Source organism: Tunturiibacter gelidiferens (genome assembly GCF_013410115.1).
Lineage (GTDB): Bacteria > Acidobacteriota > Terriglobia > Terriglobales > Acidobacteriaceae > Edaphobacter > Edaphobacter gelidiferens.
In genome coordinates this window covers 2,498,249-2,512,607 of the sequence record NZ_JACCCV010000001.1, presented here as the reverse complement: position 1 = coordinate 2,512,607, position 14,359 = coordinate 2,498,249, and the positions used below count along the sequence as shown (strand labels likewise).

Genomic DNA, 14,359 nt, shown 5'->3' with positions numbered 1-14,359 from the left:
GCCGCTACAAAATGATCGCGAAGTTGAATAACGCCGATGACCAGAACTGCTGCCATCGCTGGCGAGAACAAAAGATACATATTGCCTCCTTCCCCAAAGAGTGGGTATGTAACTGAAATAGATTTCTTAACCTGGTGTAACCGCTGAACATTTGCTTTCCAACAGCGAAGCAGACGACTGTGTAAGAGCAACTAGAAGGCCAAAAACTTTGACTCAACTTATGCGCGAACTAATTTACGGCGGAGCACTCCTGCCATTCCGATCAATCCCGAACCGAACAACATCAGGCTTGAGGGCTCTGGAGTCGTCGCTGTACCGATAAACTCCTGTGGCCCCGAAGACGTGTCGTCCGAAGGAATGTATAGAGTGAACTGATTGAAGTAGCCGGAGTTGATCAACTGCTGGTTGTTGGCTGCGTTCAATGCATTGCTGGCCAGGATTTGCGCCGTAGAATCAAATAACGAATTTCCCGTCAGGTCGGCCGAATCGAAGATGCTCCATTCGGCGTACTGAACTTCGCTTGCGCTCACTCCCGCTTGTGGATGAAGAATCTCGGAGTAGAGAATCGCATCGGCGCGGTAGTCCTGATCCGTCACGGAGTTTCCCGTGGGTATGCTCTCTTCGGTGATGCTCCAGGTCTCACCGGCGGAGATTTCGCGGTTGTAGTTGAGGCACATCAGATTCACCGTCGACGTGCCGGAGGAATTACCAAGCTGAAACGAATAGGGATAGATCTCCGCGCTGCCGCCGGAAGGATTGACCGTCCCATTGTTGAGAGTGAGTGTGTCGGCTTTCGCGGCCATTGAAGCAACACCAAGACAGAGGATTGGAACAAGCAATGCAAATTTCATCAAGAAAACTCCCAGAAAAAACTGTTGGCAGAGCCGTACCGCACCCTGTTTCCGCAAATCCCACCCGGGTTCGGGCATTCGAATCTGCAGAAATATCGATTAGTTGAGCCAGCGTCCATTCCCGTTTTGGTCCGTGACTTCTGGCCATTCATTGCGAAATGCTTACCTCGCCCTTCGTCATTGCAAGTCGCGAACCATTCACAAAGGATTAGAGAATTCTGCAATTTTGGGAGTTTTCTACCGTCGTCAGAGACAGAGTGCGCAAACCTTCGACTGCAGAACGCTAAAAGATTGCCCAAAATGAAAATCTTTTCCACTTTGGGTCTGCAATCTTTCGCATGGGTCTCATGCGTTGATTTGTCACGAAAATAAGTCGATCAGACGGGGACAGATCGTCCGGCGACCGGGAGAGAGGATTTGAAGGACTGCAATTGATCAACCCGACTCGACTTTCAATTGATCAAGCCCAGCTCAGCCCGCCCCTCGAACGTGTGCTAACTGGGGCTGTCGCACAAGGCGCAAGAGGGACTGGGTCAGAAGCGCGCCTCTAAAAACGAAAGCCCCTTCCCATAGGAAGAGGCGAGAGGCTCTTAGATCAGAATCTGCTGCTTATCTCGTCAATTCAAACTGCAACGGTAAAACTATCTTCACTGCGGGTCACGGCTCGGTACATTGTGTCGCGCTCAAAGGGTTCACGCCCCGCCTCAGTGATGAGGCGAACCAGGTCGGCCCGCCGCATTCCTTGCGGAGTCGTCGCGCCAGCGTCGTGATAGATCTTCTCCTCAATCACCGTGCCATCGATATCGTCCGCGCCGAATCGCAGCGAGATCTGGGCCATCTTCGGCGAGACCATCTGCCAATAGCTCTTGATATGGGGAAAGTTGTCCAGCATCAGCCGGCCGACGGCGATCTGACGAAGATCAAGCATCCCCGTCGTCCTGGGGATATGCGCCAGCGCAGTATTGTCCGGGTGGAACGACAGCGGAATGAAGGTCTGAAAGCCACCGGTCTCGTCCTGCACCGCGCGCAGCTTCAGCAGGTGGTCCACGCGGTCCTCTTCGTTCTCCACGTGCCCGTACAGCATCGTCGCGTTCGATCGCAGCCCGATCCGGTGCGCCATCCGAGCCGTGTCCAGCCATTCGCTGCCGTCGATCTTGTGGTCGCAGATGATATGCCGCACGCGATCCGCAAAGATCTCCGCGCCCCCACCCGGCATCGAATCCACGCCTGCTGCCTTCATACGCTCCAACGTCTCAGGAATCGTCATCTTTCCGCGCTTGGCCAGAAACGCCACCTCCACCATGGTGAACGCCTTGATATGCACCTTCGGAAAACGAACCTTCAACCCCCGCACCAGATCCATGAAGTATTCAAACGGAAGATCGGGATGCAACCCCCCTACGATATGAAACTCCGTCACCGCCTCCGTAAGCCCCGTAGCTGCGGTCTCCCAAGCCTCCTCCAGCGCCATCGTGTAGGTGCCTGCGTCGCCCTTCTTCCGTCCAAACGCACACAGCCGACAGGAGGCCACACAGACGTTGGTTGGGTTAATATGCCGGTTCACATTGAAGTAGGCAATATCCCCATGCATCCGCTCCCGCACGAGATTGGCCAGCCAGCCCACAGCCAGAATATCCCCGCTTCGGTACAGCGCGACTCCATCGTCAAAGCTGAGACGCTCCCCCTGCTGCACCTTTGTCGCGATCGGCAAAAGTGCAGCATCGTCTGTTTGAAAGGAGTGTCGCGCGGGCAAGCTGGATGGTTGCAAACTCATACTCCAATTCTAGTCCTCATCGGTCGCTGAGGCACATCTCAGTGGCTAGCCATCTCCTTGGAATCAACCATCCGCGGTTGGATCACTACGCCATCAAACCAGGTCGCTCCAACTAGATGATCACCCATTGGACGCACCAGCCTGAGATTCCATCCGGTATTCCAGTACTGAATCTTCCGATCAGGCAGATGGACCGCGAATGCGATCGTATTTTTGCTACCCGCGGCAATCAGTACACGTTGAGAAGCATCGTCATAAAATATGCTGTTCACATCTCGCAGATACAGGTTCTTCACCGTCTGCCATGAAGCTCCCTTGTCGTCGGACACGTAGATGCCCTGCCGCCCTCCGACCCAAAGTCCACCGGCATCATCGACAGCCATCGCAGACAGTTGATCAAGGGTCTCCGGAAGCTTGATCGGGGTCCATTGCTGACCACCGTCCAAGGAAAGCACCGCGGAGTTCAAATTTGACGCCAGAACAGTTGACTTCCGGGCAGCAACAAAGTTCCAGCTCCTTGGTTCGAAGCCAGGAACCTCCTTCCAGCTTTGACCCGACGTAGCACTCTCGAAGAGGCCAGCCGAGGTTGCCGCATAGAGCGTGTCTCCTCCACGGGCAAAAGCGTTGATCGCCGGTTCGAAAGAATGAACGGTCTGCAAGGCAGTGCTTTTGTGTGCCACGGGTTCAGGCGATTTATGCGCAGCCGTAGCAGCAGCACCGGTATGCGCGGTCCTCTTTCCCGTCTTAGCAGGCGGCGCAGGCGGGGGGTTCAGCGTCACATTGTCCACACGACTCCAGGTAGCCCCCTGCAGCCGATAGATTCCATGTCGTGTCCCCGCCAGCAATGTGCCATCAGGGCCCTGGGCCAGGCTGAATACATCGTGCCCGTTCAGTCCGGAACTTGTTTGCGACCAGTTCAAGCCGCCATTCGTACTGGCAAACACGCCCCCCAGTGCTTTGTCGTTCACTACTCCTACATAAACAGCGCTGGGATTGGAAGCATCCGCGAGATAAGAAGTAATCTGTCGCGCCGAAAACCCGTTGTTCGACTGTACAAAGGAGTTTCCTCCATCGTTGCTGGCCAGCACTCCACCCCGGTCCGTCGCAAGCATTACCCGGTTCGTGTTGGTCGGGTCGACGAACACATCATTGATAATCACTTCCGGACCCGTAGTTCGCTGCCATGTAGCGCCCGAGTCCACGGTACGCCACAGACCCTCCGTGGTTCCCGCAAAGACAATATTCCGATTGGTGGGGTCCTGCATCAACACACGCGTTCTGCGCGCCGTCGAGGGAATTCCCTGGATCTTCTGAAAGACCTGTCCAGCGGTCTGGCTCTTATAAATTCCCGAGCATGCACTCGCATACACGGTCTTCGGGTCCTTTGGATCCACGATGATCGAAAACACGTCCGAGTCATCGATAACGCCCTGTTTGATGTTGGCCCAATGCTGTCCACCATCGACTGTCTTCCATGGAAGATGCCAGGTCCCCGCGTAGATAATCTGCGGATCCACTGGATCGATTGCAATTGATTCGACCTCGTGCAGCTCCTGGCTTCCGGCAGGACTAATCAGCTTCCAGCGCTCTCCGCCGTCGGTGGATTGATAGACTCCCTTCAACGTGCCCGCCACCAGAAGCTTTGGATCGGAGGGAGAAGGAGTAAGCGCGCGAATGGACTGACCTTGCATATCGCCCACAGTCTCCCACGTCGCACCACCGTCCTTGCTAAGGAATATCCCTCCATCCGGACTGCCAAGTACCCAGGCACCCACTACGATCTGCTTCGAATCGGCACCGCTGACCACGATCGAATCCAACACAAGATCATCCCGCTTGCCGATCCACGAGAGCCGCTTCCAATCGCCGCCGCCATTTCGCGACTCATACATCCAGCCCGTTGCTGTGCCCAGATACAGATGAGAGTGATCATGAGGATCGATCGCGAATGCTCGCGCGTCCCCTCCATCCGGACCGTACGGCAGCCAGCTTGCCGCATGTAACTGAAGGCAGGATATAACGATCAAAAAGACTACGAGTGTGATGGGGAAACGAAGAAATCGGCTCAAGGGAGGGGTTCCAGTCTGTAGAGAATTATCGAACTTACGCGAAAGGATGTCTATAACACAAAAGCTGACTGGGAATATTCCCAGTCAGCTTTTGTGCACGTCTACGGCTAATGGTTACTGCTGCTTCTTGTGGTGACGGGTGGCTGGTGCGGTCCGGGGCTTGGCGGTGACTGCGCTTTCGTCCACGGGGGTTATGCCCGTCGTGCTCAGGGTTGCGCCGGCAGGAATCAACGTCGTCGTCACAGTCTTACCGTTCTCTGAACCGGTGTAGACCGAGATACGTCCGGCATCGATGCCCTTCTCCGTTACCAGGTAGGCCTTGGCGTTGACGGCACGCTCTGCAGCGAGCTTGTCACCCTTCTTCTCGGCGCTGTCCTTATCGCCAACCACAGCTAGCTTCGCATCGGAAGTGCGCTGCAGGTTGAGAGCGATATCGTCCAGGCAGGCCTTGGCTTCGTTATCTACACGAGCGGGGCGCTTCTTGTCGCGATCGAAGTTGATCGAGCACAGCTGGCTGGTTGTTGGTGCTGGAGGTGCTGGCGGTGCGTTGACCGTAACAGTGGTCGTCGCGGAGGCCGTCTGACCCTTGTCATCAACAACGTTGCAGGTCACCGTGATCGTACCAGGTGCTGCTCCAGTCGTGGTCAGCGTCGCGGTCGAGCCGTTCCCTGAGACAGTTCCAGCCGACGAGCTGTAGCTATACGTCAGAGGACGATTCTGTGGGCTTACCCCGCTCGCTGTAATCGTTGAGGAGTCTCCCGGGGCAACCGTCGAAGGATTGGCCGAGCAGCTCAAGGTCGGCGGCTCAAACGCCTTCACCGTATAACTGGCCGAGCAGTCCGCCATCTCGCCGGGTTTGGGACCCTCGGTCACATGGCCCTTCACCGTGTAGGTGCCGGGATTCGCAGACTTCGTATCGATGTTGGCCGTCGTCGAGGTTCCCGAGATCGTACCGCCATCAGCAGTCCAGCTGTAGGTCGCCGTCTTCTTGGGGTTTAGATTCAGAGGCGTTCCGGTGACCGTAATGGGATCGCCAGGGAAGACCGTCGCAGGAGAGACCGCGCAGGAGTAGGTCACCGGCGGAGGAGGAATGATATGGCCAAAATGAGCCACGATGCCCGTGCTCACTTCAGCTCCGCTCAGGTTCGCTCGGCCACCTAGCACACCGCTAGTCGGAATCGGCACTGGTGGACCGTAGTTCGCATGAACGTAGCGATAGTCAACCTGGAACAGCCGCAGAGAGAATCTGTTGTTCAAGAAGGGAAGATCGTAGTCCATACCGCCGCCAACCGTAAGGGTCGGGCCCCACTGGTAGGGTTCGTGATAGATAAATGGATTTGACTGGTTCGGTCCACCAAGTCGAGCACCACCCGCCAAACCATGCGCAAACAGCGTGAAGTTCTGCATCGGAGCACGGAAGATTGGTCCAGCAGATGCCGTGTACAACCCGTCGTTATGACCGTCCGGATGCGCCGCGAAGATGATCTCGCCACCAACGTACTTGTTGAAGTAGTACGCGCCGCTGCCCATCGCGCCCGTGTCAATTGACGAGTAATTGATACCCGCCGGCTTTACCTGACCGTGAGCCCCAAAGTAGGAGTACCCCATAAATACGTCGACGCGCGAAGGGTTCGGCCCCACCGGGGCGGCTGTGCTGGGAGTCTGTGCACTGACACTGGCAACTCCGAGGCCGACTGCACATGCAGCCAGTAAGTACCGGCGTGTACTACGAAACGGGCGATAAACCATTCGAGTTCCTCCACTCAAAGTGTTGCGTTTTTACGAGCCTTCATATCATCTACGGGGTCGTTTTGTTGGTTCGATTCTCTACAGCTTACTTCAGTTGCTAATGCATCCGGTAAAAAAATACTCTTCGATGACACTATTTTCAATAGGTTACCAGCGAGAAAGGTAAAAACGGTCTTTGGCTGGGAAGGGCGAACCCATCCAGTAACTGCACTTTTGTTGATGCATTAACTCAAATTCAGCGTTTTTCGCATAGATCCGCGTTCCTGCTGGATCTTTTCCTGCAAAAGCGTGATGGCGTACAGCAGCTGCTCTGGCCGCGGGGGACACCCCGGAACGTATACATCCACCGGAATGATCTGGTTGACACCCTGAAGCAGAGCGTAGTTATTGAAAACCCCACCCGATGTCGCGCACGCCCCCATCGAGATCACCCACTTTGGCTCCGGCATTTGTTCGTATAGCCGTCGAATCACGGGCGCCATCTTCTGCGAAACCCGCCCCGCAATAATCATCAGGTCGCTCTGCCGTGGCGACGGTCGAAACACCTCCGCCCCGAACCGCGCAATGTCGTACCGCGACCCGCCCATCGACATCATCTCGATCGCGCAGCACGCCAGTCCAAAGGTCATCGGCCAGATAGAGTTCTTGCGCACCCAGTTGATCGCTGCGTCCATCGAAGCCAGCACAATCCCCTCTGGCTGCTCGTCTCCCCAGCTCACCTCGGTTACCTTCTCGTGGTTCTTGCCGGAGCTCTCCAGGTTGCCGAAGAGGTAGCGATCAGTCCTTTGCGGAGTGGCTGTCGGGCGGCCGTTACTTGTGTTGTCGCTGGTAGCTGTGCTCATGTCTCTAATATAAAACTCCATACAAGCGCCGCATAGCTTTATTCCGCGCTTTCGATTGGCCTACCGGCGAGCAAATTCAAGGTCGCGGCTGAGATGCGCTTCATCCCTCGCCAGGTTGCTTAGACCGAGATCAGGCATCGGAAGCGTGAACCATTTCCAAAACCTAGCGCGCGTTCTCCTCCATGGCCCGCAACAGAGCCTCCCGCAGCTTCTGTTCTTCCTCATCGTCCAGCTTTGCCCCACTTCGCGTCAGGTAAAAAACGTCGATAGCCGTCTCCCCTTCCGTATCCACCAGCGCTACCTCGATATTGCAACCCTGTGCCGCCAGCGTCAGGCTCAACGCTCTCAACAGTCCAGTCGTATCCTGAGCCACCACCTCCAGCAGCGTACTGTGCGACGAAGCCTCATCGTCGAACTCCACCCGGGTCTCCACCACCATCAGCGGCGCCTTTCGCCTCCCTCTCCGCCGCCCGCTCAGCAGCTTCTCAACCGACACAGCCCCCGTCATCACATCGTGCACGCTCTTCACGAACGCCTCGTGCTCGGAGGCATTCATCTCCAGCGTCCGAAAGCTGTCCGTAAACCGGAACGTATCCACGACCACGCCCTGCCGATTCGAAAACGCATCCGCCGTTACGATATTCATTCCCCACGCCGCGAGCACTCCGGCCATCGTCGCAAACAGCTGTGGCCGGTCGCGCGTCACCAGCGTCAGCTCGCTCACTGTAGTCGCATACCGAAAATCAAGCTGTACCGGGTCGCTCGCGAAACCCGTCGCCATCTTGAAGTGCGTTCGTACCTGCTCTGGAGTCCGGGTCAGTACGTAGCGCTCCGGAAAGCCCTCCAGGTACTCCAGCACCCCGGCTTTCTGGCCAGGCAGCAGCGCCACCACACGATGCACCAGCTCGCTCTCCTCCTGAGCACCTAACCGCTCCTCATCCACGCTGCGGTCCAGATAATTCGCCGTCGCAATAAAGAGCCGCCAGAGATTCTCAGCCTTCCACGGCGTCAACGCATCCGGATGGACTGCATTGATATCCGCATACGTAAACAACGTCAGCATCCGGAGAGCTTCAGGCGTCTGCATCTTCCCCGCAAACGCCTGCACCGTCTCTTCATCAAAAATATCTCTCCGCAGCGCAGCCGACATCTCCAGGTGATTCGCGATCAAGTTCACCACCAGCCCGCTCTCATACGTATCCAGATTCAGGCGCTCCAGGACACTCTCAGCCATCCGCGCACTCTCCCGCGTATGATCGCCCGTGCTTCGTCCTTTGCCGGTGTCATGCAGCAACGCAGCAAGGTACAGCAGTTCAGGGTGCGGCAGCTCCCGCAGTACTCCACCAAACCGCGTCGCCCACTCCGCCATCCCACCCGACTGTGCGCTCTCCAATCCATGGAGCGTATCGATCAGCACAAACGTGTGTTCATCGACCGTGTATCGGTGATACGCATCCCGAATCACCAGCGCATCGATCCCGTGAAACTCAGGGATCAGCAGCTCGAGCACGCCCAGAGCATGCATCGACCGCAGCGCATCGCCGGCATAAGCCCCCTTCAAGATCCCTTGCAGATGATGCCACAGCGCCGGCCCCTCCTCGAGTTGCGCCGACAGCAACGGCAGCCCCTGCGACAAGCGCTCTTCCGCATCTCCCCCCAGCGTCACCCCCGTACGCGCCATCGCCGCAAACACCTGCAGCACTACATCCGGATCCTCCGCCGGATCATGACCGAACTCAGCCGAAGTCTCAAGCACCACCCGGCCGCGCTCCAGGCGGAACCCATGCTGCACCACCTCCGGCTTCCGATCGCGTTTCAATCCAAGCAGCCGGGACGCGGTGACCGCTGGCACCTCATCAAGCATCTGCGTCACCCGGCGCTCCACGCTGCGCGCATGTCGAAAATAGAGCCGCATCCAATACGCCGCATCCGCCTTCTTCGGCTTGCGACCCGTCATTCCCACAGCGGTCTCAGCCGCAGCATCCTGAGCCTGCCAATCCAGCGTGTTGTCGTCCCGTTCGTGCCGATAGTGCAGAAAACATCGCACCAGCCAAAGAAAATCCACCGCCTTACGAAACTCCTTGGCGTCGGCGACCGGCCCGCCATCGGCCTCGACGCCGCCCTTCTTCTGTGCCAACGCTGCGGCCGCTCCCAGCTTCGTCATCCAACCGCACACGTGCACATCCCGCAGTCCACCTGGGCAGTCTTTGATGTTCGGCTCCAGGTGAAACAGCGTATCTCCGTACTTCGCATGGCGCGCCCGAGTCAGCTCCAACAGACGAACCGACAAGGCCTTGTGCTCGCGCTGCAGCAGCTTCGGCACACTCTGTTCCGACAGCTTGTCATAGAGCGTTGCATCTCCGGTCACCCAGCGATGGTCCATCAACGACAAGGCAAACTCGGCATTCTCGGCATCGAACTTCTCACACTCCGCCAGCTTCCGCGTCGCAGGAGAAACTCGAATCCCGCAGTCCCACATCTCCTGGTTCACGCGCCGAATTGCGTCTTTGACATCCTTCTCAGCCAGCTTCCCATCCAGCAGGAAAAGCACGTCCACGTCCGAGTAAGGAAACAGTTCGCTTCGCCCATACCCGCCAATCGCTACCACAGAGATCCCATTGCTCAACCGCGAATCGCGCTCAACTGCCTGCGCCCACAAACCGTGCACCAACTCGTCCAACGCCGCCGCTCGCGCTGCAATCGTTACCGCCCCTGAAGCGCCACCCGCCTCAAACGCGCCACGAATCTCCAGCATCTTCCGCTGGTAAACCCCGCGCCCTAAACTTCCTGGGTATTCAGTTCCCTGCATGGCCATTTTGCTCGAAAGAACTTTAAGCATTCCGACAGCCGTGCCCATCCCCACACGGCCAAGGCGCCAACCACATTCATCTGGCCCGAATTACTTAGAGCGCGATCTCTCCACGCTCATCGTTACGAATTCGAATCGCCTCATCGATCTTCGAAATGAAGATCTTCCCATCCCCAATCGTCCCCGTCCGAGCCGCGCTGGTAATCGCCAGAATCGCCTTATCCAGCATCTCGTCCGTCACCACCACCTCAAGCTTCACCTTCGGCAGCAGATCAACCGAGTACTCGCGCCCGCGGTAGAACTCCGTATGCCCCTTCTGCCGCCCATGCCCCCGAGCCTCGGTGATCGTCATCCCCTCAACGCCAATCTCCACCAGCGCATCCTTCACCGCGTCCAGCTTCGACGGCTGAATCACCGCTTCAATCTTCTGCATATCTGTATCTTCCTCTCGAGCCGATCGTTCTACCGCCGAAACTTTAGTGCGCCCAATCGTATCCTTCTTCGCCGTGCTGCGAAAGATCGAGTCCTTCGCGCTCTGCATCTTCACTCACTCTAAGCCCGATCAGTTTATCGACGATAAACAGAATCACCAGCGTTCCCACAATCGAAAGACTCCAGGCAATCGCCACGCCCACCAGCTGGTTCAGCAATTGGTGCCCATTTCCTTCGAGAAGCCCCGTCGCCTTGCCAACTCCAAAGATCGGATTGATCACGCTGTTGGCAAACACCCCAGTAAGAATCGCGCCTATCGTTCCGCCCGCACCATGTACGCCAAACGCATCCAGCGAATCGTCATACCCAAACGCCGCCTTCACCTTCACGACCATCAAATAGCAGAACACCCCAGCGATCAGTCCAATCCACAACGCCGACATGGGCGTCACAAACCCCGAAGCCGGTGTAATCGCCACCAAACCAGCCACGGCGCCCGAGATCGCTCCGAGTGCCGAAGGCTTGCCCTGCCGAATCCACTCCGCCACACTCCAGCCGATGGCCGCAGCCGCAGCTCCAAAGTGGGTCGCCACAAACGCCGAAGTCGCCAACGTCCCCGAGCTCAACGCCGAACCGGCATTGAACCCAAACCAACCCACCCACAGCAGACAAGCTCCAATGAAACTCAGCACCACCGAGTGCGGAGGCATTGGCACCTTCGGATACCCCAACCTCTTACCTAGGTAGAGCGCCGTCACCAACGCCGAGACCCCCGAAGTCACATGAACCACCGTCCCGCCTGCAAAGTCCAGGCAAGGAAACTTTCCGCCCAGCGAAGCATTCAACAAACCACCCTTGCCCCAGACCATGTGCGCCATCGGGCTATAAACCATCAGCGCCCACAGCACCATGAACACCAGCATCGCCGAAAACTTCATCCGCTCCGCAAAAGCTCCCGTAATCAAGGCCGGCGTGATAATCGCAAACATCAGCTGATACACCATGAACGTCTGCAGCGGAATAGTCGCCGCATACTTCACATCCGGGGCCAGCCCCACACCCTTCAAAAACACATTGTGCAACCCGCCGATAAACGCATTTCCCTCGCCGAATGCCAGCGAATACGTCACAAACGCCCAAAGCACCGTAATCACAGCCATCATCGCAAAGGTCTGCATCATCGTGCCGAGAATATTCTTCTTTCGCACCAGACCGCCGTAGAACAGCGCCAGCCCAGGCCCGCTCATCATCAACACCAGCGCTGCCGAAACCAGCATCCAGGCGTTATCCCCCGAGGTCTGCGCCGCAGCGATCAGCGCCGCATTATCGGCGTTCTGCTTCTCCAGCGCCGCAATCCGGTCCGCCTGACCCAGCGTCGCTGTTGACGCTGCAGGAGCCGCCGTCTGCGCCATCACCCGCGATCCACCCACTACCGATCCGCCGACAATCAGCGCAAACAGAAAAGCCAGAAACACCTTCGCCACTGGAAGACGCATGGTTCAATCACCCGTTTCAAAGTTAGTCATTTCAAAATAAACGAAGCCATCAGGAAGAGAAGAGATACGCCGTCAATTCGCCACGCTGGCAACCTACGACTCAATCTTCTAACGTCAAAAGAAGCGAAGCACCTCTGCACCGCCTCGGTTCGCTTTACTCTACACAAGGCGGCGCGCATCACAAAGCAAGAAATTCATCCGCAACCCTACATGCACTCACCACTCTTCGAAAGGCGCTCACCATGTCGACCGCAACTCTCCATCGCTGGAATGAAATCGAACCCGAACAACTCAATCCCCTCCTCACCCGCCAGTTCGTCACTGGCAGCCTCGCTATGTTCGCCCGTGTTGTACTCGCCAAGGGTTGCATCGTCCCTCGTCACTCCCATCCCAACGAGCAGATCACCTTCATCACCGAAGGCGCCCTCCGCTTCGACTACGACGACGGCACCTCGCACACCGTCAAAGCAGGCGAGATCCTCGTCATCCCCGGCAACCTTCCCCACTCCGCCACCGCCCTTGAAGACACCATTGACTTCGACATCTTCGCCCCACCCCGTCAGGACTGGATCGACAAAGACGACAGCTACCTCCGCTAACGGAGAAAAGAAAGATCTGTCCTGCCGGACGGGCCGCCTGCGCGGCGAGCGGTCACTTCGTGACGCGTATACCGGACGTGGCAGGATTATCTTCTTCGGTCCTCCCGTTGGTCGGAGCGAGCATCGCGAGCACCCATACTTCTCACTCGCCCAGACAAGGTACACACCCCACGAAGTGGGCGCCCCGTGCGCAGCGGGCCCGTCCGGCAGGACATACCCTGCTTCGACATCACACCTACAATCCCGTACCCTTGCATCAGCAACCAAAACCACGCCGGAGACTTCATGAAGCACCTGGTCCAAAAGCAACTCGCTCAGTCCATCGCCACACTTCAAGCCGTCCTCGCCGATGAAAACATCTCCGACACCCTCGTCTCAATCGCCAAACTTACCGCCGAAGCCATGCAATCCGGCCACAAGCTCCTCGTCGCCGGTAACGGTGGCTCCGCAGCCGACGCCCAGCATCTCGTAGCCGAGTTCGTCGTTCGCCTGACCGTCAATCGCCCCGCCCTCCGCGCCATAGCCCTCACCACTGACACCTCCATCCTCACCGCGGCCGGCAACGACTACGGCTTCGACCATCTCTTCTCCCGCCAGCTCGAAGCCCTCGCCCAACCCGGCGACGTCTTCCTCGCCATCTCCACCTCCGGCAACTCGAAGAACATCCTCCGCGCCATCACCCAGGCCAAACTCATCGGCATCCCCACCATCGGCTTCACCGGCGCAGGCGGAGGAAAGATGCGCCCCCTCTGCGACTACAGCATCGTCGTCTCCTCCGACATCACCCAGAACATCCAGGAGTCCCACCTCGCCCTCGAGCACATCTTCTGCATGCTCGTCGAGCGCTTCGCCTTCGGCCACGACCTCGACCACAAGCACCAGATCCTCAGCGAATAGTTCTACTTCAGATCCCGCTTCAATCGCGTCAGCAACTCCACCGAAGGCCGCGCAAACAGGCTGATCCACCGGTCGTAGATCTCCTGCACCGGAACCACATTCAAATAGTTCCATCGCACTCGCCCCTCCCTCTTCGCAATCACCAGGCCAGCTCCCTCCAAAACTCCAAGATGCTGCATCACCGTGCACCGATCGACCTTTTTGAAGTGCGCGCAGAGCTCCCCCGTCGTCCTCGGCTCATCCCGCAGCAGATCCAGAATCTCCCGCCGCCGGTCATCGGCCAGCGCCTTGAACACCGCGCCCTGAGAATCTTTTCTTGACATGTTATAAAAACATAACATATAAATATCGCCAATCCATCGCGAGGTGAACCAGCCCATGCAACTCAAATTTCAAGTCCAGACCAAGATCCAAAAGCCCGTCGCCGAGGTCTTTGACGCCGTCTACAACCCCACCAAACTCAACGCCTCGCCGACTTTCCCGGCGACGTCCCCGTCTCCGTCAAAAAAGTTGTACCCGGCAAACAAATCATCCTTGAGTGGGACGCCCACGAGAAGGTCGATCTTCTCCTCAACAAACTGCCGCCCTCCGCCGGTTACAAAACCACCGTCGAGATGACCTTTGAGCAGCTCGACCCCTCCAACACCCTCGTCCGCATCATCGAATCCGGATGGCGCGACACGCAGTCAGGCCTCGACGGCTCCTACGAAAACTGCCAGGGCTGGACCCAGATGAGCTGCGCCCTCAAAGCCTTCCTCGAGTACGGCATCAACCTCCGCAAGGGCGCGTATTAAACCTCGCCGAATGATGAAGGCGACTCACTAGCGAAAAAAAGCTTGCC

Annotated in this window: 11 protein-coding genes and 1 pseudogene; 3 read left to right on the top strand and 9 right to left on the bottom strand. The window is 57.5% G+C overall.

The window, feature by feature from the left end; all coding sequences use genetic code 11:
• Positions 1 to 218 precede the first annotated feature (218 nt).
• The 8 genes from HDF12_RS10640 to HDF12_RS10605 all read right to left on the bottom strand — a co-directional run bounded on the left by HDF12_RS10640 (position 219) and on the right by HDF12_RS10605 (position 12,022).
• Complete coding sequence (locus HDF12_RS10640) at positions 219 to 851, bottom strand: PEP-CTERM sorting domain-containing protein (protein WP_179582745.1); 633 nt, start codon at positions 849 to 851, stop codon at positions 219 to 221.
• Positions 852 to 1,473: 622 nt separating this feature from the next.
• Positions 1,474 to 2,625, bottom strand: coding sequence for an aminofutalosine synthase MqnE (gene mqnE / locus HDF12_RS10635; RefSeq protein WP_179582743.1), 1,152 nt, complete (start codon positions 2,623 to 2,625; stop codon positions 1,474 to 1,476).
• A 38-nt stretch (positions 2,626 to 2,663) separates the two neighbouring features.
• Positions 2,664 to 4,694: a WD40/YVTN/BNR-like repeat-containing protein gene (locus HDF12_RS10630; protein WP_257025489.1), complete on the bottom strand. Its 2,031-nt coding sequence runs from the start codon at positions 4,692 to 4,694 to the stop codon at positions 2,664 to 2,666.
• 114 nt (positions 4,695 to 4,808) lie between these two features.
• Positions 4,809 to 6,443 carry an OmpA family protein gene (locus HDF12_RS10625; RefSeq protein WP_179582741.1) on the bottom strand — a complete coding sequence of 545 codons (1,635 nt, stop codon included), beginning with the start codon at positions 6,441 to 6,443 and terminating at the stop codon, positions 4,809 to 4,811.
• A 224-nt stretch (positions 6,444 to 6,667) separates the two neighbouring features.
• The gene (locus HDF12_RS10620; protein ID WP_179582739.1) at positions 6,668 to 7,285 is read right to left on the bottom strand and encodes an NADH-quinone oxidoreductase subunit B; all 618 of its coding nucleotides are present in this window, start codon (positions 7,283 to 7,285) and stop codon (positions 6,668 to 6,670) included.
• Positions 7,286 to 7,448: 163 nt separating this feature from the next.
• Positions 7,449 to 10,094 (bottom strand): [protein-PII] uridylyltransferase, encoded by a 2,646-nt coding sequence (gene glnD, locus HDF12_RS10615; RefSeq protein ID WP_257025487.1) that lies wholly within the window; start codon positions 10,092 to 10,094, stop codon positions 7,449 to 7,451.
• Positions 10,095 to 10,188: 94 nt separating this feature from the next.
• Entirely contained in the window at positions 10,189 to 10,527 is a 339-nt protein-coding gene (locus tag HDF12_RS10610) for a P-II family nitrogen regulator (protein ID WP_158794762.1), read from the bottom strand.
• 43 nt (positions 10,528 to 10,570) lie between these two features.
• On the bottom strand, positions 10,571 to 12,022 hold the full coding sequence (locus HDF12_RS10605; protein WP_179582737.1) for an ammonium transporter: 1,452 nt from the start codon (positions 12,020 to 12,022) through the stop codon (positions 10,571 to 10,573).
• 242 nt (positions 12,023 to 12,264) lie between these two features.
• On the opposite strand from HDF12_RS10605, the gene HDF12_RS10600 reads away from it, so the two are divergent.
• Both HDF12_RS10600 and HDF12_RS10595 read left to right on the top strand, forming a co-directional pair.
• Positions 12,265 to 12,621, top strand: coding sequence for a cupin domain-containing protein (locus tag HDF12_RS10600; protein ID WP_179582735.1), 357 nt, complete (start codon positions 12,265 to 12,267; stop codon positions 12,619 to 12,621).
• Between the two features lie 285 nt (positions 12,622 to 12,906).
• Positions 12,907 to 13,518 carry a D-sedoheptulose-7-phosphate isomerase gene (locus tag HDF12_RS10595; protein WP_179582733.1) on the top strand — a complete coding sequence of 204 codons (612 nt, stop codon included), beginning with the start codon at positions 12,907 to 12,909 and terminating at the stop codon, positions 13,516 to 13,518.
• Between the two features lie 2 nt (positions 13,519 to 13,520).
• Here HDF12_RS10595 and HDF12_RS10590 read toward each other — a convergent pair whose 3' ends face one another.
• On the bottom strand, positions 13,521 to 13,841 hold the full coding sequence (locus HDF12_RS10590) for a helix-turn-helix domain-containing protein (RefSeq protein ID WP_179582731.1): 321 nt from the start codon (positions 13,839 to 13,841) through the stop codon (positions 13,521 to 13,523).
• 183 nt (positions 13,842 to 14,024) lie between these two features.
• Between HDF12_RS10590 and HDF12_RS10585 the strand changes: the two are divergent.
• Positions 14,025 to 14,312 (top strand): annotated as a pseudogene (locus HDF12_RS10585) (SRPBCC domain-containing protein); the annotation flags it as partial.
• Between the last annotated feature and the right edge of the window lie 47 nt (positions 14,313 to 14,359).

Bases quoted from the DNA above. Each gene is read 5' to 3' on its own strand.
- HDF12_RS10590 (WP_179582731.1), bottom strand. From the start codon at position 13,841: ATGTCAAGAAAAGATTCTCAGGGCGCGGTGTTCAAGGCGCTGGCCGAT.
- glnD (WP_257025487.1), bottom strand. From the start codon at position 10,094: ATGCAGGGAACTGAATACCCAGGAAGTTTAGGGCGCGGGGTTTACCAG.
- HDF12_RS10610 (WP_158794762.1), bottom strand. From the start codon at position 10,527: ATGCAGAAGATTGAAGCGGTGATTCAGCCGTCGAAGCTGGACGCGGTG.
- HDF12_RS10640 (WP_179582745.1), bottom strand. From the start codon at position 851: ATGAAATTTGCATTGCTTGTTCCAATCCTCTGTCTTGGTGTTGCTTCA.
- mqnE (WP_179582743.1), bottom strand. From the start codon at position 2,625: ATGAGTTTGCAACCATCCAGCTTGCCCGCGCGACACTCCTTTCAAACA.
- HDF12_RS10595 (WP_179582733.1), top strand. From the start codon at position 12,907: ATGAAGCACCTGGTCCAAAAGCAACTCGCTCAGTCCATCGCCACACTT.
- HDF12_RS10625 (WP_179582741.1), bottom strand. From the start codon at position 6,443: ATGGTTTATCGCCCGTTTCGTAGTACACGCCGGTACTTACTGGCTGCA.
- HDF12_RS10600 (WP_179582735.1), top strand. From the start codon at position 12,265: ATGTCGACCGCAACTCTCCATCGCTGGAATGAAATCGAACCCGAACAA.
- HDF12_RS10605 (WP_179582737.1), bottom strand. From the start codon at position 12,022: ATGCGTCTTCCAGTGGCGAAGGTGTTTCTGGCTTTTCTGTTTGCGCTG.
- HDF12_RS10620 (WP_179582739.1), bottom strand. From the start codon at position 7,285: ATGAGCACAGCTACCAGCGACAACACAAGTAACGGCCGCCCGACAGCC.